Annotated in this window: 15 protein-coding genes; 1 reads left to right on the top strand and 14 read right to left on the bottom strand. The window is 74.0% G+C overall.

Annotated elements, in window-relative coordinates; genetic code table 11:
• Window positions 1-331: 331 nt before the first annotated feature.
• Window positions 332-715, top strand: coding sequence for a DUF1304 domain-containing protein (locus tag PX701_RS08205; protein ID WP_275506011.1), 384 nt, complete (start codon window positions 332-334; stop codon window positions 713-715).
• Window positions 716-746: 31 nt separating this feature from the next.
• Here the strand turns inward: PX701_RS08205 and PX701_RS08200 are convergent, their stop codons facing one another.
• The 14 genes from PX701_RS08200 to PX701_RS08135 all read right to left on the bottom strand — a co-directional run bounded on the left by PX701_RS08200 (window position 747) and on the right by PX701_RS08135 (window position 22,062).
• Window positions 747-1,361, bottom strand: coding sequence for a hypothetical protein (locus PX701_RS08200; RefSeq protein WP_275506010.1), 615 nt, complete (start codon window positions 1,359-1,361; stop codon window positions 747-749).
• A complete protein-coding gene (locus PX701_RS08195; protein WP_231429078.1) occupies window positions 1,358-2,179 on the bottom strand; it encodes a PP2C family protein-serine/threonine phosphatase in 822 nt (273 codons plus the stop codon). The genes PX701_RS08200 and PX701_RS08195 overlap by 4 nt, the downstream gene beginning before the upstream one ends.
• A 14-nt stretch (window positions 2,180-2,193) precedes the next feature.
• Window positions 2,194-3,678 carry a DUF5684 domain-containing protein gene (locus PX701_RS08190; RefSeq protein WP_275506009.1) on the bottom strand — a complete coding sequence of 495 codons (1,485 nt, stop codon included), beginning with the start codon at window positions 3,676-3,678 and terminating at the stop codon, window positions 2,194-2,196.
• A complete protein-coding gene (locus PX701_RS08185) occupies window positions 3,675-6,245 on the bottom strand; it encodes a transglutaminase-like domain-containing protein (protein WP_275506008.1) in 2,571 nt (856 codons plus the stop codon). Before PX701_RS08185 ends, PX701_RS08190 begins: the two co-directional genes overlap by 4 nt.
• Window positions 6,242-7,630, bottom strand: coding sequence for a DUF58 domain-containing protein (locus PX701_RS08180; protein WP_275506007.1), 1,389 nt, complete (start codon window positions 7,628-7,630; stop codon window positions 6,242-6,244). Before PX701_RS08180 ends, PX701_RS08185 begins: the two co-directional genes overlap by 4 nt.
• A complete protein-coding gene (locus PX701_RS08175) occupies window positions 7,627-8,592 on the bottom strand; it encodes an AAA family ATPase (protein ID WP_231429082.1) in 966 nt (321 codons plus the stop codon). The genes PX701_RS08180 and PX701_RS08175 overlap by 4 nt, the downstream gene beginning before the upstream one ends.
• Window positions 8,593-8,647: 55 nt before the next feature.
• Window positions 8,648-14,620, bottom strand: coding sequence for an Ig-like domain-containing protein (locus tag PX701_RS08170; protein WP_275506006.1), 5,973 nt, complete (start codon window positions 14,618-14,620; stop codon window positions 8,648-8,650).
• A complete protein-coding gene (locus PX701_RS08165) occupies window positions 14,620-15,759 on the bottom strand; it encodes a serine/threonine-protein kinase (protein WP_231429084.1) in 1,140 nt (379 codons plus the stop codon). Before PX701_RS08165 ends, PX701_RS08170 begins: the two co-directional genes overlap by 1 nt.
• A 228-nt stretch (window positions 15,760-15,987) precedes the next feature.
• The gene (locus PX701_RS08160; protein ID WP_231429085.1) at window positions 15,988-16,368 is read right to left on the bottom strand and encodes a hypothetical protein; all 381 of its coding nucleotides are present in this window, start codon (window positions 16,366-16,368) and stop codon (window positions 15,988-15,990) included.
• A gap of 109 nt (window positions 16,369-16,477) precedes the next feature.
• Window positions 16,478-17,809, bottom strand: a complete 1,332-nt coding sequence (gene hemL / locus PX701_RS08155) for a glutamate-1-semialdehyde 2,1-aminomutase (RefSeq protein WP_275506005.1) — start codon at window positions 17,807-17,809, stop codon at window positions 16,478-16,480.
• Window positions 17,806-18,804: a porphobilinogen synthase gene (gene hemB / locus PX701_RS08150; protein WP_275506004.1), complete on the bottom strand. Its 999-nt coding sequence runs from the start codon at window positions 18,802-18,804 to the stop codon at window positions 17,806-17,808. Before hemB ends, hemL begins: the two co-directional genes overlap by 4 nt.
• 9 nt (window positions 18,805-18,813) lie before the next feature.
• Complete coding sequence (locus PX701_RS08145; RefSeq protein ID WP_275506003.1) at window positions 18,814-20,181, bottom strand: heparan-alpha-glucosaminide N-acetyltransferase domain-containing protein; 1,368 nt, start codon at window positions 20,179-20,181, stop codon at window positions 18,814-18,816.
• Window positions 20,178-21,215, bottom strand: coding sequence for a DMT family transporter (locus PX701_RS08140; RefSeq protein ID WP_275506002.1), 1,038 nt, complete (start codon window positions 21,213-21,215; stop codon window positions 20,178-20,180). The genes PX701_RS08145 and PX701_RS08140 overlap by 4 nt, the downstream gene beginning before the upstream one ends.
• 46 nt (window positions 21,216-21,261) lie before the next feature.
• Window positions 21,262-22,062: a uroporphyrinogen-III synthase gene (locus PX701_RS08135; protein ID WP_275506773.1), complete on the bottom strand. Its 801-nt coding sequence runs from the start codon at window positions 22,060-22,062 to the stop codon at window positions 21,262-21,264.
• Window position 22,063: the final 1 nt, after the last annotated feature.

Here is a 22,063-nt window from a genome sequence, read left to right as displayed (position 1 = left end):
CTCGTTGGGCGCGAATGACGGGCACCGTTGCGGCGGGTGCGCGTGGCCCGGGTGCACAGGGCCACCGTCGCACACCCAGGCGCACCGCATCAGGTGGTGGAAGCGCCACAAGGGCACGACCGATCTCGACAACGGGATCATGCTCTGCTCTCACCATCACCACCGCCACCCGACCCCGCAACCCACCTCGCAACAGACGCCGCCTGACGTCGACACCCGCTCGGTACGACCGTCATGCCTGCGCGCCGGTGCCGCCCCAGATCCGTTCATCGCGGTGCGGCTCCACGCGCGGCGCCCGCCACGAGGCATCCACTGCGCGTACGATCGCGGCATGGCCGCCGTCATCGGAACCGTCTTCGTCGCCCTCGCCGCCCTCCTGCACGGCTACATCTTCCTGATGGAGAGCGTGCTGTGGACGCGCCCGTCCACCTGGAAGCGGTTCGGCGTCGCCGACCAGGCACAGGCCGACGCCACGCGCCCGATGGCGTACAACCAGGGCTTCTACAACTTGTTCCTCGGCGTCGGCGCAGCCCTCGGGCTCGTGCTGTACTGGGCCGGCGCGATGCCCGTCGGCAAGACGCTCGTGCTGTTCACCACGGCGTGCATGTTCCTCGCGGCGGCCGTGCTCACGACGACGGGTCGCGGCTATCTGAAGCCGGCGCTGATGCAGGGCACGCTCCCGCTGATCGGCTTCGTGCTGTTCGCCTTCGCCTGAGGCGGAGCGCACCGCCGGAGCGAGGGACCGGTCAGCCCAGCAGCTCGCCGAGCACGACGAGGGCGACGGCCGTGAGCCCGCCGACGGCGACGAGGCACGCCCCCGCGAAGACGGCGATCGCCGCCGCGGCGCTGCGTCGCGTCCGGCGGCGCACCGACGGCAGCGGGCGGTCGGTCGCGCGAGTGGCCGGCGGTCCGTCGGCGAACCGCGGCGGCGCGGGCGGGGCGGATGCCTCGAGCTCGCGCACCTCGTAGCGTTCGAGCGGGCCGGGGCCGGCACCGGGTTCGGCGGTGCGCAGCACGTCCTCGGTGACCGGGGCGGGGGCCGGGCGGCGTCGATCGCGACGGCGGGGCGTGTTCATGACCGGCTCGCCGTGGGTGAGGCGCTGCTTCACCTGGTCGCCGCGCTCGACCACCCGGGTGGCGTCGTCGGAGTCGGCCGGGCGCACGACGACCGTCGCATCGTCGGCGGCATCCGCCGCATCGGCCCCGGGAGCCGCGGCATCGGGATGGCCGCGCTCGACCACGATCGTCGCGTCGGGATCGCCGGCCGCCCTGATGACGACGGTGGCGTCCTCGTCGTGCCGGTCGGCGATCACGCCGTCGACGTTCAGGTCGGTGTCGTTCAGGTCGGTGTCGTCGCTCATGAGCGTCCCCGCACCGGAATCGTGGTCTCGTCGTCGACCTCGGGGCCCTCGGGCGGTGTCGGTCGCGGCAGCCCGGTCGTGGCGTCGCCCTGCTCGTCGATGCCGCCCGAGACGACGTCGACCACGACGACCGTGATGTTGTCGCGACCGCCGGCCTGCCGGGCGCGCTGCACGAGTGCGGCCGCGGCCGACTCGGGGCGGCCGCTCATGGTGAGCGTCGCCCGGATGCCCTCGTCGCTGACCTCGCCGGTCAGCCCGTCGCTGCAGATGAGCAGCCGTTCTCCGTTCACCACGGGCAGCAGCCAGCTGTCGGCGGTCGAGTCGGGTGCGCCGATCGCGCGCGTGATGACGTTGCGCCGTTCGAACGTCGCGAGGTCCTCGGGCTGCATTGCCCCGCTGTCGACGAGCTCCTGGCCGAGGGAGTGGTCGACGGTCAGCTGCTCGAGCACGGTGCCGTGATGGCGGTACACGCGCGAGTCGCCGACGTTGAACACGAGCCATGCGGGTTCGCCGTCGTCGTCGACGAGGGCGATGCCGGCGACCGTCGACCCGGCGCCGCGGGCCGTCGTCGCGGCGACGGCGGCGACCGCGTCGCTCGCCGTCGCGAGGGCCGAGCGCACGTCGGTGACGGTCGCGAGCTGCTGTCCGACGACGTGCTCGCGGAATGCCGCGACCACCGCGGCGCTCGCCCGGTCGCCCGCCTCGTACCCGCCCATGCCGTCGGCGACGACGTAGACGGGCCATTCGGCGAGGGCGGCGTCCTCGTTGGCGCGCCGGACGAGCCCGACGTCGGTCGCGGCGGCGGCGGAGAGGATCACGGCACGAGCGTCGGTCATCGGCCGCCCGCGGTCTCGTCGACGCGCTCGAGCCGGACGCCGAGCGTGCCGAGCACGAATCGGTCGCCCACGGGCGTCGGCACGCCCGCGTCGATGAGCTGGTCGACGCCCGAGCCGTCGGGCACCATCACGCCGTTGGTCGAATCGAGGTCGGTGATCGCCCACTGCTCGCCCTCGAGGCGGAGCACGGCGTGGGTCTTCGACAGCGTGCGGCTCGGGTCGGGCACGACGAGGCGCTGCTCGCCCGTGAGCGCTTCGCGCGGGTTCCGGCCGAGCACGACCACGACGGCGTCGAGCGAGAGCGGGGTCCCGTCGTCGAGCACGAGGCGCCACGGCACGGTCGGCCGCCGGGTGACGACGACCGTCCGGTCGAAGGGGTCGTCCTCGCCGTCGCCCGTGACGATCGTCTCCGCGTCGGCGGGGTCGTAACCGGCGATGGGCGTCGCGGCGGCTGCGGCGAGGCCGGGCGGCGGCGCGACCGGCAGCCCCGGCAGAGGAGACGGCACGGGCTGGGCCGCCGCAGGCGGCGCCGGGGCCGCAGCAGGCGGTGCCGGGGGCGTCGCGGCGGGCGAAACCGGCGTCGCCGCGGGCGGCGGCATCACCGGCGCCGGCGGCAGCGGCTCGATGCGTCCGGGAATGCGTGCCGGCTCGGCGGGCGCAGCGGCGGGTGCGGGGGGCGCGTCGCTCGGCGGGGCGAAGAGCGACGACAGCGCCGCGGCGCCTCCGGTCGCGCCGGTTCCGCCCGGCTCGGCGGAGGCCGGCGGCGGCACGGCCGGCACGGCGACCGCCGTGGAGCCGGGCGCGGCAGCTGCAGGCGGCGCGGCGTTGGCGGGTGCCGCCCACGAGGCCGGCGGCGCGGTCTGCACGGGCGCCGCGGGCTGGACGGGCGCCGCGGTGGGCGCCGGCGGAACGATCGGCGCCGGTCCGGCCTGCTGCTGCGCCAGGAACCATCCGTCGGGAGCGGCCGGCGCAGCGACCGGGGTCGACGGCGCTGCCGCGGCCGGCGCGGGCGCGCCCGGAGCCGTGCCCGCGAGCGGTCCGGTCGGAGCGACGGGCGGGATCTCACCGGCCGGCGTGCTCCGCACCGGCATACGACCCTGCTCGGGGTCGGGCGACGGGCCGAACGCGAGCACGGTCGCCCACACCGGCGGCAGCAGCACGCCGAGCACCGTCGTGCCGATGCCCCGCCAGCTCTGCTGGCTGATGCGGTGGAGCGCGAACACCTTGAACACGATGCCCACGATCTGCGCGAGCGGCACGTAGAGCAGCAGTGCGAGCCACGGCTGCTGGCCGCCGATCTTGAAGAGCTGCATCTCGTTGTACACCGGCACCCACGCCGACCATGCGGGCTGGCCGAAGCGCTTCAGCACCTTCGCGAACATCACCGCGTACCAGACGTACACGCCGACGGCGACGAGGAAGGAGATGCCGAGCATCATGAGCGAGAGCGCGGCGAGTTGCTGCGTGTCGGCGTTGGTCATCGTGCGGGCTCCTCGAGTGATGCGCGAGCAGGTCGGAACGGGTGGAAGAGTGAGGCGAGGGACAGCCTCGCGGAAAGTCGGCGTCGAGCGCGAGCAGCCGCGCGGAGCTCGCGCCGTTCGGTGTCGACGATCGCCCACGCCGCATCGGCGTCGGAGGCCGACGGCGGGTCGCCGGCGAACACCGCGCGGGCGACCAGCGAGGCGAGCGAGACGGCCGCAGGACGACCGGCTGCGCGGGCGGTGTCGGCGCGGACGGCGCGCTCGGAGTCGATCACGCCGTGGTCGATGTAGAGGTCGACGAGATCGTCCCACGCGCCGACGATGCGCACCTCGGGTACCGGGTCGTTGCGACGCCGTCGCGTGCGCGCCCCCTTCACGACGAGCAGCACGATCAGCGGGAGCACGAGGAACAGTGCGGCGGCGACGCCGAGGCCGACCCAGCGCAGCGTCGCGAACAGCGACGAGCCGAACACCGCGTCGTCCTTCGGCGGCGCCGCGGCGGCGTCGCTCGACTCGCTCTGCGCCGACGGCGGATCGACGGTCGCGGTGTCCGGCCGATCGGGTGTCGTCGGGTGCTGCGGCAGCTGCTCGCCCTCCTGGATCAGGCTCGGCGCGACCTCGAACTGCGGCGTCGCGTCGACGGGCACCCAGCCGTCGGTGCCGCTGCTCGACACCTCGGTCCACACCGTGAGCGCACCGCCCCTGCAGACGTCGGTGCAGGTCGCGACCCCCGGCACCTCATCGGCACCGGGCAGCCGGAACCCGAGCACGACCCGCGAGTCGTAGCCGAGGGCGCGGGCGATGAGCGCGGTCGCGACGGCGAACTGCTCGTCGTCGCCGATCCCGGCGACGAGGGCCGCGTCGGAGGCCTTCGGACCCGCCAGACGCTGCTGGTCGACGAGTTCGGTGAAGAGCGCCTCGATGCGCGCCTTCGAGTGACCCGAGTAGCTGGGCAGGAAGGAGTAGCCGCCGCCGAGCTGCCCGATCCAGCCCGCCGCGTCGGGACCGTCGACCGCCGAGTGGCTCAGGTAGCCGCGGGCGCGGAGGCGCTGCACGAGCTCGGTGAAGCCCGACGCGGAGTTCGGCTGGGCCTGCAGCTCGAGCCACGCCGACAGCGCCGGGTACTCCTCGAGGTCGAGCTGCGCGCTCGCACCGGGCTCGCCGAGCTGCGCCGCGACGGTGTCGGGCGCCGCGACGAGGTCGTACACGTCGCCCGGCGCGAGCCCTCGCGTGACGCTCGGAGGCGCGGCCGAGGCATCCGGGATCTTCGCGATGCTGATGGCGGTCGATCCGTCGGCCGACCGGTGGAAGCCGTCGTCGAGCGCCGACTGCCGCGCCCCGCCGAAGTCGGGCGCGGCACGCAGCCCGAGCGGGGCGGGCACCCAGATGCCCGCGTAGCCGTCGCCGACGGCGACCTCGAACGCGACGTCGCCGGGCGCACGCACCGCAGCACGCGGCAACCGGCTGAACCGCGACGCCGCGCCCTCGGTCGCGACGTGGAAGGTCTCGCCGTCGTAGTCCTCCAGGGTCGCCAGCCGCAGGCGCTGCACGCCCGTGGTGCTGCCGTCGAGTTCGAGCCACGTCTCGTCGATGCGGTCGGCGCCGAACGCGGCGCGGTAGCTCGCGAGCGGGGTGGCGGTCTGCCGCACGACGACCTCGGGCTCGACCCGGTCGCGGAGCGCCGTGCGGTCGGCGAGCGAGGCGGCCGCGGGCGTCGCGACGGCACCGGCGACGAGCGCCAGCACGACGAGCACGCCCGCGAGTCCGCGTCGGCGCCAGGCCGGCCAGCCCGACAGGCCCGCGCGCTGCACGGTGCCCGCGGTCGCCCGGCGCAGTGCGACCGCCCGGATCGAGCGCGACCGCAGCAGCAGCCAGACCAGCGCGGCGGCGAGTCCCCCGATGCCGACGAGCAGCTCACGGGGGGCGGGCACCGACACGGGCCCGATCACGAGGGGGTCGCTGAGCGTCGACGACCCGAAGGCGAGGCCGAAGCCCGACATCGCGAGTCCGACGATCACGGCGAGCGGCGAGGTGCGACGGTCGGGCACGACCAGGAGCGTCGCGACGAGCGTGCCGACGAGCATCACGACCAGGAACGGCACGAGCACCGCCTGGTACTCGCCGAGGGGCAGCGAGAGGGTGAGCAGCTGCTTCCAGCCGACGACGACGCCGACGAAGCCGTCGCGGATGCCTCGCAGCCAGCTGGGCGCATCGGCCATCGCCGACGGGATCGCGACCGGCACGACGACGATCGCGTACGCCGCGGCGGTCGCGAGCACGACGACGATCGCCTTGACGACGCCGTGCAGCGGCAGGGCGCGGGCGAGGGCGGCGAGCCCGAGTCCCGCGAGGATGGCGACGACGGCGACGACGAGCATGCGCACCGAGGCGTAGACCGGCCAGGCGGCGACGGTCGCGAGCAGGCCGGCGACGACGACATAGCCGATGCCGAGCGCGGTTCGCGTCGACTCGCGGTCGCGTGCACGTGACGCCGCCCGGGCGCCGGCCGGCGCCGCGGCGGAGACCGCGGAGGTGGCAGCAGTGCGGGGGCCGTTCGCGTCGGTCATCGCACCGCTCCCCTCGCGAGCAGCTGCGGAAGGTCGCCGAGCTCGCCGAGCGTGAGCACCGTGAGCTCCCTCGAGCGGCGCGCACCGGGCTCGGCGCCCGGCTCGCAGCGCACCGCGACGACCGTGATGCCCGGCGGCAGGGTGATCGCGGCCCGACGCAGCCGCTGCAGCGGCACCTGCGAGCCGGTCACGAGGAACGCGATCGAGAGGTCGCCGAACGACTGGGCGACGAGGGCCGCGACCGATTCGAGGCGGATGACGCGTGCACCCGTTCCGGCGGCGGAGCCGCCCTCGAGGCCCGACATGCCGTCGAGCAGCACGCGGGGCGTGACGGTCGGCAGTGACCGCATCGACTGCACGGCGCCGCGGTCGGCGGTGTCGAGCCAGGCGCTCACGCCGACGAGCACGTCGCGACCCTCGTGCACGCCCTGCACGCCGAGCGAGGCGGCGGCGCTGACGGCGGTCTCGAACTCGTCGTCGCTCGAGTAGCCGTCGAGGTCGAGGTCGAGCAGCACGGCGATGCGGGCGTGGCGCGACTCCTCGTACTGGCGCACCATGAGCTTGCCGGTGCGGGCCGTGGACTTCCAGTGCACGTGCCGCTGCGAGTCGCCGACCACGTACTCGCGCACCGCATGGAACGACAGGTCGGCGTCGACGAGCTGGTTCGACGGGGCGCCCTCGAGGTCGCGGATGAGGCCCGCGCTCGACGGCGGCAGCGCCACCGTGACCGGGTGCACGTGCACGCGCTGCACCTCGGGCCAGCTCATCTCGCGTCGCAGCACCCGCAACGGGTCGCCGCGCGAGACCGTCATCGGGCCGACGTCGATGATGCCCCGGCGCTGCGCCGCGATCACGAGCTCTTCGCGGTGATGCCCGCCGCCGCGCAGCAGCGGGATGTGCGCCTCGACGAGGCCCTTGCCGACCGGGATGTCGACGACGCCCGGCAGCGACGGCCGCGACCCGCTGTTCACGAGGTCGAGGGTGCCGTGGATCTCGGAGCCGGCGACCACCCGGTCGCGGTCGAGCTCGAGCTTCACCCGGTAGTCGTGCGCCCCGAGCAGGAACGGCACGCACACGACGAGGAGCGTCGCCGCCATCACCGCGACCACCCAGGCCTCGAACCACCCGAACACGGCACCGCAGGCGATGCCGGCGACGACGAGCCCTGCGAGCAGCATCCCCGCCGGTGAGACCGTCTCCCGCACCCACTCGACGGCGCGCAGGACCGCGCCGCCCGCCCACCGCGCGCCGCGGCGCAGTCGCGCCGCACCCTCGGCCACGGGGCCGCGGCGCGTGCGCGAGAGCCTCGTGACCGTCGCGCCACGCGTCGAGGTGAGCGTGTCGGCGGTCGCGGGCTTGTGGAGGAGATCGGTCGGTTCGGTCACGCCACGCCGTTCTCCCGGGGCGCCGGCACGTCGAGCAGGATCTGGTTGACCACGGCGATCGCGGTCACCCCGTCGAACTCGGCCTCGGGCTCGAGCACGAGGCGGTGCGCGAGCGCGGCGACGGCGAGCTCGCGCACGTCGTCGGGGGTCGCATACGTACGGCCCGCGGCCGCGGCCCAGGTCATCGCGAGGCGCGACAGCGCGATGGCACCGCGCACGCTCACACCGAGGCGCACCTCGCTGGCGCGGCGGGTCGCGTCGACGATGCGCATGATGTAGTCGGAGACGAGCGGGTTCACGTAGACCCCGCGGCTCAGCTCGGTCATCGCGACGACCGTGTCGGTGCCGACGATGCCCTCGAGGCGCGGCTTCGGTGCGCCGACCGCCTGCAGGATGCGCATGGTCGAGGCCTCGTCGGGGTAGCCGATCGAGGTCTTCACGGTGAAGCGGTCGAGCTGCGCCTCGGGCAGGCGGTAGGTGCCGCCCTGCTCGATCGGGTTCTGCGTCGCGATCACCATGAACGGATTGCCGACCGGGCGGGTGACGCCGTCGATCGTGACGTTGCCCTCCTCCATGACCTCGAGCAGCGCCGACTGCGTCTTGGGGCTCGCGCGGTTGATCTCGTCGGCGAGGACGATGTTCGCGAACACCGGGCCGGCGTGGAACTCGAACTGCCCGGCCTTCTGGTCGTAGACCGTGATGCCGGTGACGTCGCCGGGCAGGAGGTCGGGCGTGAACTGGATGCGCGAGCTGGTGCCGTGGATGGTCTGGCCGATCGCGCGGGCGAGCGCGGTCTTGCCGGTGCCGGGGGCGTCCTCGAGCAGCACGTGGCCGCCCGAGATCGCCGTCGCGAGCACGAGCTCGACGACGTGGCGCTTGCCGAGCACGGCCTGCTCGACGTTGTCGGCGATGAGCGAGAACGTCTCGGCGAACCAGGCGGATTGCTCCGGGGCGATCGTCACGGTGGTGTTCCTCTCGAAGGGCGGTCGGGGATGTCTCGGGGCTGGTGCTGCGACGTCAGGGCGCCGGCGCCTCGGGCGTCGGGGTCGGCGTCGGCGTCGGCGTCGGTTCGGGCGGCGGGCACAGCTCGCCCGTGCGCGGGATCGGATCGAGCGCGATGAACGCGCCGGTGAACACGAGGTCGTACGCGACCGCGAGCGGCGCGTTCGTCGGGTCGGTCTGGCGCCAGTTGCGGATCTCGTACGAGCCGCGCGCCGCGTCGGAGACGGTGACGCCGATCTCGTCCTGGCTGGGGATGCAACCGGTCGCGAAGTCGACCGTGACCTCGGTCGGCGCGGTCTTGGCGACGATGGCGACGTCGCCGGAGCACTTCGTGTCGAACCACGACCGCTTGCAGGTCCTCACCTTGACGTCGCCGGGCGTGCCCCACGTCTCGAGCACGAAGTCCTCGCGCCACTCGCCGTACATGTAGAAGTACGGGGTGAACCCGTTGTCGGCCTCGACGACGGGCGCCTGCTCGAGCCGGTACTCGAAGTGATCGCCGCCGCCGGCGGGCGCCGTCGCGACCGTGTAGGTCAGCGTGCCGCTCGGCGGGTCGACGTCGTGGATCGTGTCGGCGCGCACCGTCTCGGTCTCGACGACGCCGTACCCGTTCGAGGCGCAGGCCTTGATGTAGTAGCGCTGGCTGTCCTGCAGCCCGGCGATCGTCGACGAGCTCGAGACGACCTCTGCGCCCGAGGTCTGGAGCCCCCCGTCGCCGTCGGCCCAGCACCGCGCGTCGCCCCGCTGCCATGCGAGGTACACGAGCTCCGACGCACGAGCGCTGTGGTTGGCGTCGAGGCCGACGCCCGTCACGAGGATCGAGGTGTTCGACGCCGCGGCCGCCGCGATGCCGTTCGGGTTCAGGACGGGCGACCCGGCCGCCGTGATCGGCACGACGGCGTTGCCGCCCTCGTTGCCGCCGCGGCCCGTCGGGGGCTCGTAGATGCTGATCGGCACGAGCGTGAGCATCTGCGGGCCGGGCACGAGCGTGAGCTCGGTCGTCGTGGTCGCACCACGGCGGTCGATGACCTGGCCGGTCTCCTGCACCCGGAACGAGCGTGCATCGCGCTCCGCCGAGATGCGCAGCTCGACGACGCCCGTGTTCGGACCGGTCGTGCCCTCTCGGTAGACCGGCGACGCGGAGGCCGCGGAGATGACGGGGGCCTTGTAGCTCCACGTCTCGACGGGGCTCGTCGCGGTCGAGACCCCGACGCTGTTGACCGCGCGCGCCGCGAACCGGTGCCGTTCACCGGGTGTCAGCCCGCCGACCGTGCACCACCACACCCCGGGGGCGCCCGGCTTGCAGTCGGCGCGCACGGCGCGCTCGCCCTCGAGGATCTCGACGCCGGTGACCTCGGGGTGGGCGCGCAGCGCCTCGCCGAGCGAGACCTCGAGCGTCACCGAGTTCGCCGTGTAGTCGGCGGTCGACACCGACGCGGGCGCCTGCGGCAGACCGAGCAGGTCGACCGTCAGCCGGCCGTCGCCCGAACGGCCCTGCGCGTCGGTCACCGAGAACGGCACGACGCACTCGCCGCCGAACGCGTTCTTGCCGGTCGGCCAGGTGACGGTGACCGAGCGGTCGTCGACGGCCCGGATGCTCGCGACCTGGCAGCTGTTCGCGCCCGACCCGAGGCCGGCGAGCTTGAGGCCCGCGCCCGTCTTGCCCGAGAACGGGTCGTACTCGCCCGGCACGCCGACGACCGCGATCGTGCACGAGGCGCCCTCGCCGACGGAGCACTGCTGCGTGAAGACGGCGCCGCGCGGAGTGTCGGGCGGCGCCTGGCCGACGACGAGCGTGATGGCCGAGGTGAGCCCCCCGAACGCGCTCACGCTGACGGTCGCGGTCTCGCGGGTGCCCGGGCGGGCATCCGCGTGCGCCTCGAAGGTGACGCCGTCGCCCTTCTGCTCGACGGTGAACGCGCTGCCCGAGTACGAGATCGAGTAGTCGAGCTTCGCGCGGTCGCCCTCGCGGCCCCCCTCCCACGTCGTCATCTCGTCGTAGAGGGCGACGCTCTCGGAGGCACCCGGCGCCACCGTGCGGCTCACCGCCGAGAGGATGGCCTGCGGGTCGCGCGGCACGATCGCGATCGGGACGCCCACCCACGACCAGCTCTTCTGGCCGTCGAGGCGCACGGGCACGAGGCAGTGGTCGCTCCACGGTGCGTCGCGCCCGGCCGCGTACTCGGCACCGCCGCCCGCGACCGGGCGGCAGGTCGCGTTCGCGCGCTGGACGGTGTACCCGTCGGTGCCGACCTCGGCCGAGTCTCCGGGCGCGAGGTCGAGCAGTTCGCGCACGTCGAACGAGACCTTCGCGTCCTCCTTCACCTCGAGGTCGTCGAGGTCCCCTCGCAGTTGCACGCGGAGGTCGTCGGTCGCGGGTACGACGAGGAAGCCGAACGCCTCGGCGTCGCGCCCGGCGCGGTCGGCGCCGTGCACGCGGAACGGCACGAGCGCGCCCCCGTCGGGCAGCGGCCCGATAATGCGGTGCCCCTCGACCCGGAACCCGGAGGGCGCCTTGCCCCACAGCTCGAGCTCGAGGGCGGCGAGGTCGCCCGAGGCCCAGGTGACATGGCCGGCGATCACGTCGAGCCCCTTCTCGGGCAGGTCGGCGCGCGAACGCGCCGTGACGACCGTGTCGGCGACCACGGGCGCGTCGGGCGACTCGCCCTCGGTGACCTTGACCACGATGAGTCCCTCGGCCGTGCTCGAGGTGCGCTCCGATCGCACGGTGTAGCGATACGAGTTGGAACCGGCGACGTCGCCGGGGTGCAGCACGACGCGACCGGCGGCGGGATCGGTCGACGGGTCGATGAGCGCGGCGAGCCGGTCGTGCTCGGGGCTGCCCTCGGGCGCGTTCGGCACCACCTTGACGAGCTCGAGCTCGCCCTGGGCGGGGTCGAGGTCGTTGCCGGCGGGCTCGACCGTGACGGGCGACGCGGCAGACTGCTGCACGCGCACGTAGTCGCTGAACGTCACGGGTGCGGCGTCGGTCACGGCGGCAGTGAGCACGCCGACTCGCACGCGCCCCTCGCCCTCGGAGCCCGAGGCGTCGCGCACGGTGTACTCGAACGACGGCTGGCCGTCTCCGGTGCCGTTCTCGGGCGCGGTGTAGACGATCGCGTCGCCCTCCGCCGAGATGGTCGCGATGCCGAGGCCCGCCTTGGGCTGGGCGACGCCGACGAGCACGGTGCGGTCGCCGTCGGGGTCCATCCCGGTCGAGGGCACGGGGATGCGCACGCTCTGGCCGCTCAGCACGCGGGCGACGAGCGGGTGCGGCTCGGGCGCGCGGTTGGCTCCGTCGGGCAGCACCGTCACCGTGACGGTCGAGTGGTCGAGGCGCTCGGGCGCCTGCGCGAGCCCGACCGCGTAGCCGAGCTCGTAGGTGCCGGGCGTCTTGGGCGCGAGGTAGCGCACCTCGTCGCCCGAGGCGAAGGCGAGCTCGCCGTCGGCGCCCGAACTCGACACCTCGGGGTGCACGACGAGCGCCTCGGCGCGCGGGCTCACGTCGTTGTCGGTCACGGGGATCGAGATGAGCTCGCCGACGCGCATCGTGACCGTGTCGGGCATCGCGATGGGGCTGATGCCCGCCGAGGGCGCGACGAGGAACACGCTGAGGTCGCCGGTCGCCGTCGCACCGGCACCGTCGGCGACCGTCACCTTCGCCCGGCCGACGAGGCCCGGCTCGCCGTTGCGGGTCACGCCCGTCACCCGCACCTGCGACTGGGCGACGACGCCGACGCCGAGCTCGGGGCTGCCCGACACCGCGCCGGTGACGACGAGCACGCGACCGCTCGTGTTCTGCGCCGCGCCGAGCACGTCGACCATCGTGTCCTCGCCCGCACGCACGAACGCCGTCATCGGGGCGAGTGCGACGGGCGCGCCGGGAGCAGCGACCGTGACGCGGATCGTCGCGGTCTGCTCGGCGCGGGTCACCAGGTCCTGCACGGTGAACGTCGCGAGGTAGGCGCCCGGCTTCTCGGCCGAGAGCTCGACCTCGCCGGCGGCGGCGTTCGGCACGACGACGAGCCCGGCGCCTGCGGCCGCGGCCGTGGGAACGGCGTCGAGCAGTCGCAACGAGCCGGAGCCGCCGCTCACGTGCTCGGCGATGTCGACGATCGCCGTCTCGCCGGCACCCGCGGTCACCGCGACCGGCGCGACCTCGAGCGAGGCGCTCGTGGTGACGCGCACGTCGAGCGTGGCCTCGGTCGCCGCGCCGTTCACGTCGGCGACGGTGAGTCGCACCTGCACCTTCTCGGCGGCGGCGTTCGGGTCGGTGTGGCGGATCGCGACGCGACCGTCGGCCATCGGCACGACCGTCACCGGTGCGCTCGCATCGACGGGCTGGGCGTCGGCGAGCACGAACGCGTCGCCCTCTGGGTCGACCCAGCCGGGCAGCACCGACACGAGCGCCGTGCCGCCGGGCATGAGCTGCGGCTCGGGCCAGGTCTGCAGGCAGTCGTCGACGCCGCACCAGACCGGTGCGGAGTTCACGTCGGAGGGCACCACGGTGAGCGTGACCGTCACGGGCGCCGAGCTCGCCGACCCGTCGGTCACCGCGTAGGTGAACGTCGTCGACCCCGACTCGGCGCGCACCCGCACGGTCGGCGTCTGGTCGTTCGAGGTGAGCGCGAGCTCGCCGAAGGCGGGGTCGGCGAAGCCGCCCGTGATCGACGCGGGGTCGACCGTGAGCACGTCCTTCGCGTTGGGGTCGTGGTCGTTGTAGAGCACGGGGAGCTCGACCTGCTGGCCCGACCGCACGCCGAAGCTGTCGGCCACGGCGACCGGCGGCTCCTGGCGGGCGAGGTCCTCGACCTCCTCCGTGCCGACCCGGTCCTCGATCTCGTCGTCGAGCTCCCATTGCTCGAGCGGCACCACGCGGCCGTCGGGCACCGTCCAGACGATGCCCGACGAGGTCTCGTTGAGCACGGCTCGGTCGCCGTTGCCGCGAAGCACGGGGGTGAGCGACTGCGGTCCCTCGCCGGCGGCCTCGCCCTCGGGCACCTCGAGCGGCACCGTCTCGCCACCGCTCGACGTCCACACGGCCCCGCCGTCGGTCGAGAGCCAGGCCGCCACGAGCTCGTCGCCCACGAGGATCGGCTGGGCGGGCGCCCCGCTCGCCTCGACCACGCGATCGGCGTCGCCGCCGTCGAGCGGCAGCTCGACGAGGCCGGCCGAGTCGGCGACGTGCACGGATGCCTCGGGGCCGGAGCCCTGCTGCAGGCGCGCGTCGGGCGCCACGTCGAGGGCGACCGGCGCGTCGCGCCCCGACAGCCAGACGCGTCCGTCGGCGGGGTCGAGCATGACCCAGCGTTCGCCGAGCACGGTCAGCTCGAGGGACGCGTCGGCCGCGGGCGGCTCGGGCACCCCCACCTCGCCGCCGGTGAACTCGCCCGTCGACGCGTCGTAGAGCCGCACGGCCTCCTCGCGGGCCGAGTACATCGCGATCAGCCCCGCCGACGACACGCCGACGGCGGTCGCGGCGTACGTCTCGTCGCCCTCGCCGTCGCCTCCGTCGTCGCTGCGAGCCTCGGCGTAGGGGTCGACCGGGAAGGCGTCGTCGCCGTCGATGCGCCCCGCGTGCACGGTACCGGTGTCGGTGCGGTAGGCGACCCAGTCGCCCGCCGTGACGACGTCGCGCGTTCCGGTCGGCGTGGGCACCGAACCGCCGCCGTCCTCAGCGACGAGGTCGACGGGTTCGGCGGGGTCGATCGCCCAGCGCTGCCGCAGGCCCTGGCTGTAGATCGCGGCCGTCGAGCCCGACTGCACGACGGTGCTCGGGTCGTCGACGTCGCGTACGAGGTCGATCTCGGCGAGGTCGGTGTTGACGCGCGCGTACTGGCCGGCGTCGCGCGTCACCCAGATCGAGGTCTCGAGCTGGGGCACCTCCTGCGCCTCGTAGCCGTTCGCCGTGACCGCGAGCGTGACGACGGTCGCGACCGCGGCGATCCCCGCGATCGAGGCGATGATCGCGCCCCGGCGGCCCGCCATCAGATCGCTCCCGACAGGACGAGCCCGGCCGCGGCCAGCCCGATGACGACGACGGCCGAACCGACGCCGATGAGCAGGGGCTTCCACACGCCGCCGCGCGCCCTGGCGGGTGCGAGGCCGCCGTCGTCGACGCGCGGTCCTGAAGGGCGCGCCGCGGCGACGGCGGCCGCCCGGCCCGCCCGACGAGAGTCGGGGTTCACGGTGGTGACGACGGGGCCGCGCTCCGAGGCATCCGCGAAATCGAGCGGCGCCGCAGCCGCCCACTCGGGCGACGCGACCTCGAGGCTCGTGGGCGCGACGCCCAACTCGTACTGGGCCCAGCGCAGCGCCTCGCCGAACTCGGCCATCGTGCCGTAGCGACGAGCCGGGTCGCGCTGCATCGCCGTCGAGAGCACGGTGTCGATGCGGGCCGGCACCCCGCGCGGGGCGAGCGGCGTGAACTTCGCGCCGAGCACGCGGCGCGAGAGCTGATCGACGGTGTTGCGGCTGCGATCGGGCAGCTCGAACGGGCTGTGGCCGGCGAGCAGCGTGTAGAGCGTGGCACCGAGGCTCCAGATCTCGGTCGCGACGGTGCCGGTGGTGCGTTCGCCGAGCACCTCGGGGGCGCTCCACGGGATCGACATCGCGAACGTGTCGCCCGTGCCGTCGTCGCTGATCGCGCCCGCGATGCCGAAGTCGGCGAGCACCGGGGCGCCCAGCGAGTTGACGAGCAGGTTCGAGGGCTTGATGTCGCGGTGCAGCAGGCCCGATCGGTGCGCGGTCTCGAGGGCGCCGGCCATGCGCACGCCGATGTCGAGCACCTCGCCGACGGGCATCGGGCCGCGCTTCGAGCGGGCGCCGAGCGATTCGGGGCAGTACTCCATGACGAAGTACGGGCGGCCGTCGGCCGAGATCGAGGCCTGGTAGATCGTGACGATCGAGGGGTGGGCGCTCAGCCGGGCCATCGCGTCGGCCTCGACCGTGAACGAGCGGCGGGCGTCGGGGTCGACGACGTCGACGAGCAGCACCTTGACGGCGGTGACGCGGCGGGGCAGGTCCTGCTCGTAGAGGAACACGTCGGCGAAGCCCCCGGTGCCGAGGGGTCGCACGTAGCTGTACCCGGAGAGCACGGGTGGTGCCGAGGGCAGGCGTTTCGCCACGAGCTGCGCCCCTCCTGCCAGCTGTTCGGGTCACCGGCGGGGCCGGTCGGGTTCGGGTGACGGACGCCTCGCCGAGACCGCCGACGGCGACGAACATCCCCCGGACGGCGGCGCGGCAGGGCCGCGGCATCCGGGGGACATCCTAAACGAGGGCGGTCGTGCCGCCGAATCCGGGCGCGACGAGATGACGCGGGCGCGCCACGACCGGGTCGCCGAGCCTCGCGGCGACTACTCGCCGGCGCCGTCGGCGGGGTCGTCGACGGGGGTGAGCCGGAGGCGGTCGATGAGCTCGGCCGCGTGGTTCGTGCTCAGGATGATGCGGGCGAACTCGCCGTCGGCCAGCTCGAGCACGACGGCCTGGCGCTTGCCCTTGACGATCACGAAGTCGCTGCCGCCGTGGTACTTCCACACGCCGACGGCGATGACGAGGGGCACCTCGGTGCCGCGTCGGCGGATGCCGCGGATCCAGATCCACGGGTCGTCGGTGATGGTCGCCGACCGGATGTCGTCGCGCTGCACCACGAGGTCGTCGGCACGGAGCGCGAGCGACTTCTCGGCCGCGGTGAGGTGGACCTCGACCCGGTCGTGATGCACGCGGAGCTTCGCCATACTCCCATCCTGCCCGAAACCTGGGACAACCGCCGGTCGAGTCGCGCCCGACGCCGGAAGAGGTGCATCGCAACCCGCCGCTCAGCGGCCTCGGGACGCTCCTTCGTCGCTACCCGACCGACGGAACGGCGCGTGCCGCAGCCCGAGCCGCGGCCGGCAGCGCCTCGACGATGCGCCCGATCGCGACGTCGTCATGGGCCGCGGTCACGAACCAGGCCTCGAACACGCTCGGCGGCAGCGAGACGCCGGCGTCGAGCATCGCGTGGAAGAACGGGGCGTAGCGCCACGACTCCTGCCGTTGCACGGTCGCGTAGTCGCGCACCTCGTCGCCCGCGACGTCCTCGCCGAACACGAAGCTGAAGAGGTTGCCGGCGCGCTGCACCCGGTGGGCGACACCCTCCGCGGCGAGCGCGGCGGTCACGGCCTCGCTGATCGCCTCGGCCGCGGCATCCAGCCTCGCGTACACCGCGGCGTCGGCGGCGCGCAGCGTCGCGATGCCCGCGGCGACCGCGACCGGGTTCCCCGAGAGCGTGCCGGCCTGGTAGACGGGGCCGAGCGGGGCGAGTCGCTGCATGATCTCGGCGCGGCCGCCGAGGGCCGCGACCGGCATGCCGCCGCCGATGACCTTGCCGAACGTCATGAGGTCGGGCGTGTAGGCGGATGCCTCGTGCCGCGCCTCGACGCCCCACCAGCCGGCCTCCGACACGCGGAATCCGGTGAGCACCTCGTCGCTGATGACGAGCGCGCCGTTGGCGTGGGCGAGGTCGACGAGCGCGCGGTTGAAGCCCGGCGCGGGCGGCACGACGCCCATGTTGGCGGCCGCCGCCTCGACGATGACGGCGGCGATGCGGTCGCCGTGCTCGGCGAACACGGCGCGCAGCGCGTCGAGGTCGTTGTAGGGCACGACGAGGGTGAGCGCGGCGATCTCGGCGGGAACGCCGGCCGAGCCGGGCAGGGCGAACGTCGCGAGGCCCGACCCCGCCTCGGCGAGGAGGCCGTCGGAGTGGCCGTGGTAGTGCCCGGCGAACTTCACGAGCAGGTCGCGGCCGGTGAATCCCCGGGCGAGGCGGATGGCGCTCATCGTCGCCTCGGTGCCCGTCGACACGAGCCGCAGCTGCTCGACCGGTGCGACTCGGCCCTCGACGAGTTCGGCCAGCTCGGTCTCGGCGGGGGTCGACGAGCCGAACGAGAGGCCTCGCGCCGCGGCATCCTGCACCGCCTGCACCACCCGCGGGTCGGCGTGGCCCAGGATCGCGGGCCCCCATCCGGCGACCAGGTCGACATACTCGCGGCCCTCGACGTCGGTGAGGTAGGCGCCCTTCGCCGAGACGAAGAAGCGCGGGGTGCCGCCGACCGAGCGGAACGCGCGCACGGGCGAGTTCACCCCGCCCGGGATCGCGGCCTGCGCGCGGGCGAACAGTTCGGCGTTGGTCGCGGTCACGCGGCGTCCCCCTTCCGGATCCACTCGGCCAGTTCGACGGCCCAGTACGTGAGCACGGCGTCGGCGCCGGCGCGCTTGATCGAGCGCACCGACTCGACGACGGCGCGCTTGCGGTCGATCCAGCCGTGCGCGGCGGCGGCCTCGATCATCGCGTACTCGCCCGACACCTGGTACGCCCAGACGGGCACCTCGCTCGCGGCGGCGACGTCGGCGAGCACGTCGAGGTAGCCGCCCGCGGGCTTCACCATCACCACGTCGGCGCCCTCGTCGATGTCGATCATCGCCTCGCGCAGGCCCTCGCGGCGGTTGCCGGGGTCGAGCTGGTAGCTGCGGCGGTCGCCCTCGAGCGTCGACTCGACCGCGTCGCGGAACGGACCGTAGAACGCGCTCGCGTACTTCGCCGAGTAGGCGAGGATCGCGACGTCCTGCCGGCCGGCGTCGTCGAGCGCCTCGCGCACGGCGGCGACCTGGCCGTCCATCATGCCGCTGAGGCCCAGCAGCTCGGAGCCGGCACGCGCCTGGGCGAGCGCCATGGCGGTGTAGCGCTCGAGGGTCGCGTCGTTGTCGACACGACCGCGCTCGTCGAGCACGCCGCAGTGCCCGTGGTCGGTGAACTCGTCGAGGCAGAGGTCGGTCTGCACGACCAGGCGGCCGGCGGATGCCTCGGCGGCGACGCGCGTCGCGACGTTGAGGATGCCGTCGGGGTCGGTCGCACCCGAGCCGCGCGCGTCGCGCACCGCGGGCACGCCGAAGAGCATCACGCCGCCGAGCCCGGCGGCCGCGGCCTCGTCGACCGCCTGCGGCAGGCTCTCGACCGAGTGCTGCACGACCCCCGGCATCGAGCCGATCGGCACGGGAGCCGCCGCGCCCTCGCGCACGAAGATCGGCAGCACGAGGTCGGCGGGGTCGAGGCGGGTCTCGGAGACGAGGCGGCGCAGGGCCGGGGTCTCGCGGAGCCGGCGCGGTCGGACGCGGGGAAGGGGCGCGGAACTCACCGGACCAGCCTACGCGCGCCCGGCTGGGCGCACTCCGGGAGTGGTGGCGCGCGGAGCGGGTTCCGCGGGCTCGGCTGGCGCAGCGCGGTCGGCGGGCGCCGCGGGCTCGACCGGGGCCCGGCCGGCGATCCTCGCGAAGCCGCGACCGGTCCAGTTGACGAGCGTCTCGAGCGGCCCCCGGCGATGCAGCCAGGAGAGGACGGCTCCGATCACGAGGGCGCCCGCGACGTGCACGCCCCAGATCCACGGGCTCGACAGCAGCCACGGCACCGGGCCTGCCGCCTCGACGAGCCAGTCGGCGACGACGAACTCGGCGACGAGGCCCGCGGCGATCACGTGCAGCGTGTAGATCGTCAGCGGGGCGGCGCCGGCACCGGCGACGGGGCGCAGCAGCCGCGCGGCACGCTCGGGCAGCACGGTCCGCAGGGCCAGGCAGCCCCCGATCACGGCGACCGCGATGCCCCCGGTGATCGCGAGGTCGAAGAAGGTGCCCGTGTGCGGTGCGGGCGAAGCGAGCCAGCGCAGGTCGCCCGGGGGCGCGTAGTGCATCTCGAGGTAGTACGTGAACTCGATCTCCTCGGGCGAGCCGTACCCGGCGTAGTCCTCCTGGAGCCGGGCGAGCCCGCCGAGGGGCGCCGTCAGGAGCCAACTCAGGGCAAAGGCCGAAGACGCGACGGCGGCACCGGCCACCAGCAGGCGCAGCGCGAGCCGCCGCATCCCGTCGTGCTCTCGGGCACGCAGGACGAGCCTGCCGACCGCGAGCCCGACGATCGGGTAGACGACCCAGGTGAGCACCGGGTAGACGCCCGTGATGAGCAGGCCGGCGACGAATCGGCCGGGGTCGGCGAGTTCGAGCCAGTTCGCCTCGATGAAGTCGAACGGATCCGTCGGGTCCTGCACGGCGAACCGCAGGAAGCTCGAGATGATCGGCCAAGTGATCGCCCAAACGACGGCGAGCGCGAAGAGGCTCCGCACCGGTCGGCGGAGCCAAGGGATGACGAACCAGAACGCCACGCCGTAGAAGACGAGGATGACCGCGATCGACCCGGGCACGAGCCCGAGTGTCATGCCGATCACGACGAGCGCGAACCCGCGGCCGAACACCGTCAGCCTGGCCGCCGCCAGGCGTCCGTTCGCGATCGGCGCGTCCGTGACGAACGCGATGCCGACGCCGGCGAGCACGGCGAAGAGCGCCGCAGCTTTGCCGGCGATCACCTCGCTGATGAGCGGCGTCGTCCAGAAGTCGTCCGTGCTCGATGCCCACAGGTGGGTCGCCATCATGCCGACGAGGGCGAGGAATCGGGCGTCGTCGATTCCGAGGATGCGGTCGCGCACGACGGTGTGCGCGTGGCCCCGCGAGGGTTCGGGTGCGGTCACTCCTGCATGATAGGGGCGTCGCGACCGTCGTGCGCAAGCGATTTCGAGCGCGGCTTCCGCGCCGCACGCGGCATCGCGAAGATCCAGGCGCCGACGAGCACGAGGGCAGTGCCGACGGCGTGCCAGACGGTGAAGGGCTCGCCGAGGAGCCACACGGCGAACACGATCGTGATGACCGGCGAGACGTTGCCGATGACAGCCGTGCGCTCCGAGCCGATCATGCCGATCGCCGCCGAGATGCAGTACGCGGGCAGCACGGTCGAGACGAGCCCGATCGCGATGACGAGCGGCCACGCCTCGCCGGGAACCGCGAGGTCGGTGATCGGGTGCGTCACCGCGAAGTGCACGACGATCGCGACGCCCGCCCCGCTCATCGCGATCGAGGTGAAGAGCCCAGCCCCCATGCGGTCGATGAGGGGCTTCGCGAGGATCTGGTACACGGCGTACGCGATCGCCGCTCCGAGCACGAGGGTCGCGCCGAGCAGCACGTGGTCGCCCGCGAGGCTCAGGTCGCGCCAGAAGATGACGGCGATGCCGAGGTAGCTGAGCACCTGCCCGACGATCATCACGCGGGTGACCTTGCGGCGGAAGAACACGACGCCGAACAGCACGACGAAGAACGGATAGAGCAGCAGGATCAGCCGGTCGAGCTGCGCCGAGATGTACTCGAGGGCGGTGAAGTCGAGGAGGCTCGCGAGGTAGTAGCCGATGGCCCCCACGCCGGCGGCCTGCAGCGCCGAGGCGACGTCGAGCACCCGCTCCCCCGTCGGCGTGCGGTTGCCCCGGTGGCGGAGCACGCCGACGAGGCCGACCGTCGCGAACACCGGCACGGCGACGATCATTCGCCACGTCAGCGTGGTGAGCGAGTCGACACCCTCGGCGAGCGCGAGCTTGACGACGATGCCCTTGGTCGCGAACGCGGCGGCGCCGATGACCGCCAGCACGCCCCCGAGGGTGCCGACGACGGGCACCCAGCGGCGGCGCGGCCGCGTCTCGAGCGACGTGGATGCCTCGGGCGAGTCGGTCCGCGTCATCGCGTCTCCCGCGGCGACGCAGTGCTGCGAGCCCGCGCTCGGCGCCTCACGCGAGCGCGGTGGCGGCGTCGACGACGGCGTCGATGAGCGACTCGGCCGAGCGCTCGCGGGCGACGACGTCGACCCGCAGGCCGACCTTCGCCGCGTCCTTCTTCGTCTGGGGGCCGATGGCGGCGACGAGGGTCGACTCGGGCAGGGGCCCGAGCTGGTCCTGCACCTGCTCGGCGACGCTGCCCGACGTGACGAGCACGGCGTTCACGCGGCCGGCCCGCACGTCCTCGGCGACCTTGGCCGAGACCGGCACGCCGATGGTGCGGTACGCGACGACCGCCTCGACGTGGTGGCCCATTCGCTCGAGGCCGACCGAGAGCACCTGCTTGGCGATCGCCGAGCGGAGCGCGAGCACGCGAAGCCCCTTCGCCCCGCCGGTCGCGGCCTCCCATTCCTCGAGCATGCCGCGCGCCGAGTTCTCCTCCGACGGCACGATGTCGGCGTGGTACCCCGCGGCGCCGAGCGCGGCAGCGGTCGTCTCGCCGACTGCTGCGACCTTCGTCGTCTCGGGAATCACGGCGCCGTACGACGAGAGCACGTCGACGGTCGTCGCGCTCGTGATCGTCAGCCAGTCGAAGCCGCCTGCGGCGAGCTTGGCGAGTGCGGCCTCGAGGGCCGGCTGGTCGTCGGCCGGTGCGAAGTTGATGAGCGGGGCGACCATCGGCGAGGCGCCGCGGGCGCGCAGCGCGGCGGCGACGCCGTCGCCCCACGGACCGCCGCGCGGCACGAGCACGCGCCACCCGGCGAGCGGCTTGGCGCCGCCGGCCGACGCGGGCAGGTTGATCGCGCCCGTCATC

The sequence above is a fragment of the Agromyces chromiiresistens genome, assembly GCF_029167465.1.
Lineage (GTDB): Bacteria > Actinomycetota > Actinomycetes > Actinomycetales > Microbacteriaceae > Agromyces > Agromyces chromiiresistens.
The sequence above is the reverse complement of the archived record's forward strand: the minus strand, read 5'-3'. Positions and strand labels throughout refer to the sequence as shown.

Coding starts and splice junctions, on each gene's coding strand:
- PX701_RS08135 (WP_275506773.1), bottom strand. CDS start 22,062: ATGACGGGCGCGATCAACCTGCCCGCGTCGGCCGGCGGCGCCAAGCCG.
- PX701_RS08190 (WP_275506009.1), bottom strand. CDS start 3,678: ATGACCAACGCCGACACGCAGCAACTCGCCGCGCTCTCGCTCATGATG.
- PX701_RS08185 (WP_275506008.1), bottom strand. CDS start 6,245: ATGACCGACGCGAACGGCCCCCGCACTGCTGCCACCTCCGCGGTCTCC.
- PX701_RS08200 (WP_275506010.1), bottom strand. CDS start 1,361: ATGAGCGACGACACCGACCTGAACGACACCGACCTGAACGTCGACGGC.
- PX701_RS08170 (WP_275506006.1), bottom strand. CDS start 14,620: ATGGCGGGCCGCCGGGGCGCGATCATCGCCTCGATCGCGGGGATCGCC.
- PX701_RS08160 (WP_231429085.1), bottom strand. CDS start 16,368: ATGGCGAAGCTCCGCGTGCATCACGACCGGGTCGAGGTCCACCTCACC.
- PX701_RS08205 (WP_275506011.1), top strand. CDS start 332: ATGGCCGCCGTCATCGGAACCGTCTTCGTCGCCCTCGCCGCCCTCCTG.
- PX701_RS08140 (WP_275506002.1), bottom strand. CDS start 21,215: ATGACGCGGACCGACTCGCCCGAGGCATCCACGTCGCTCGAGACGCGG.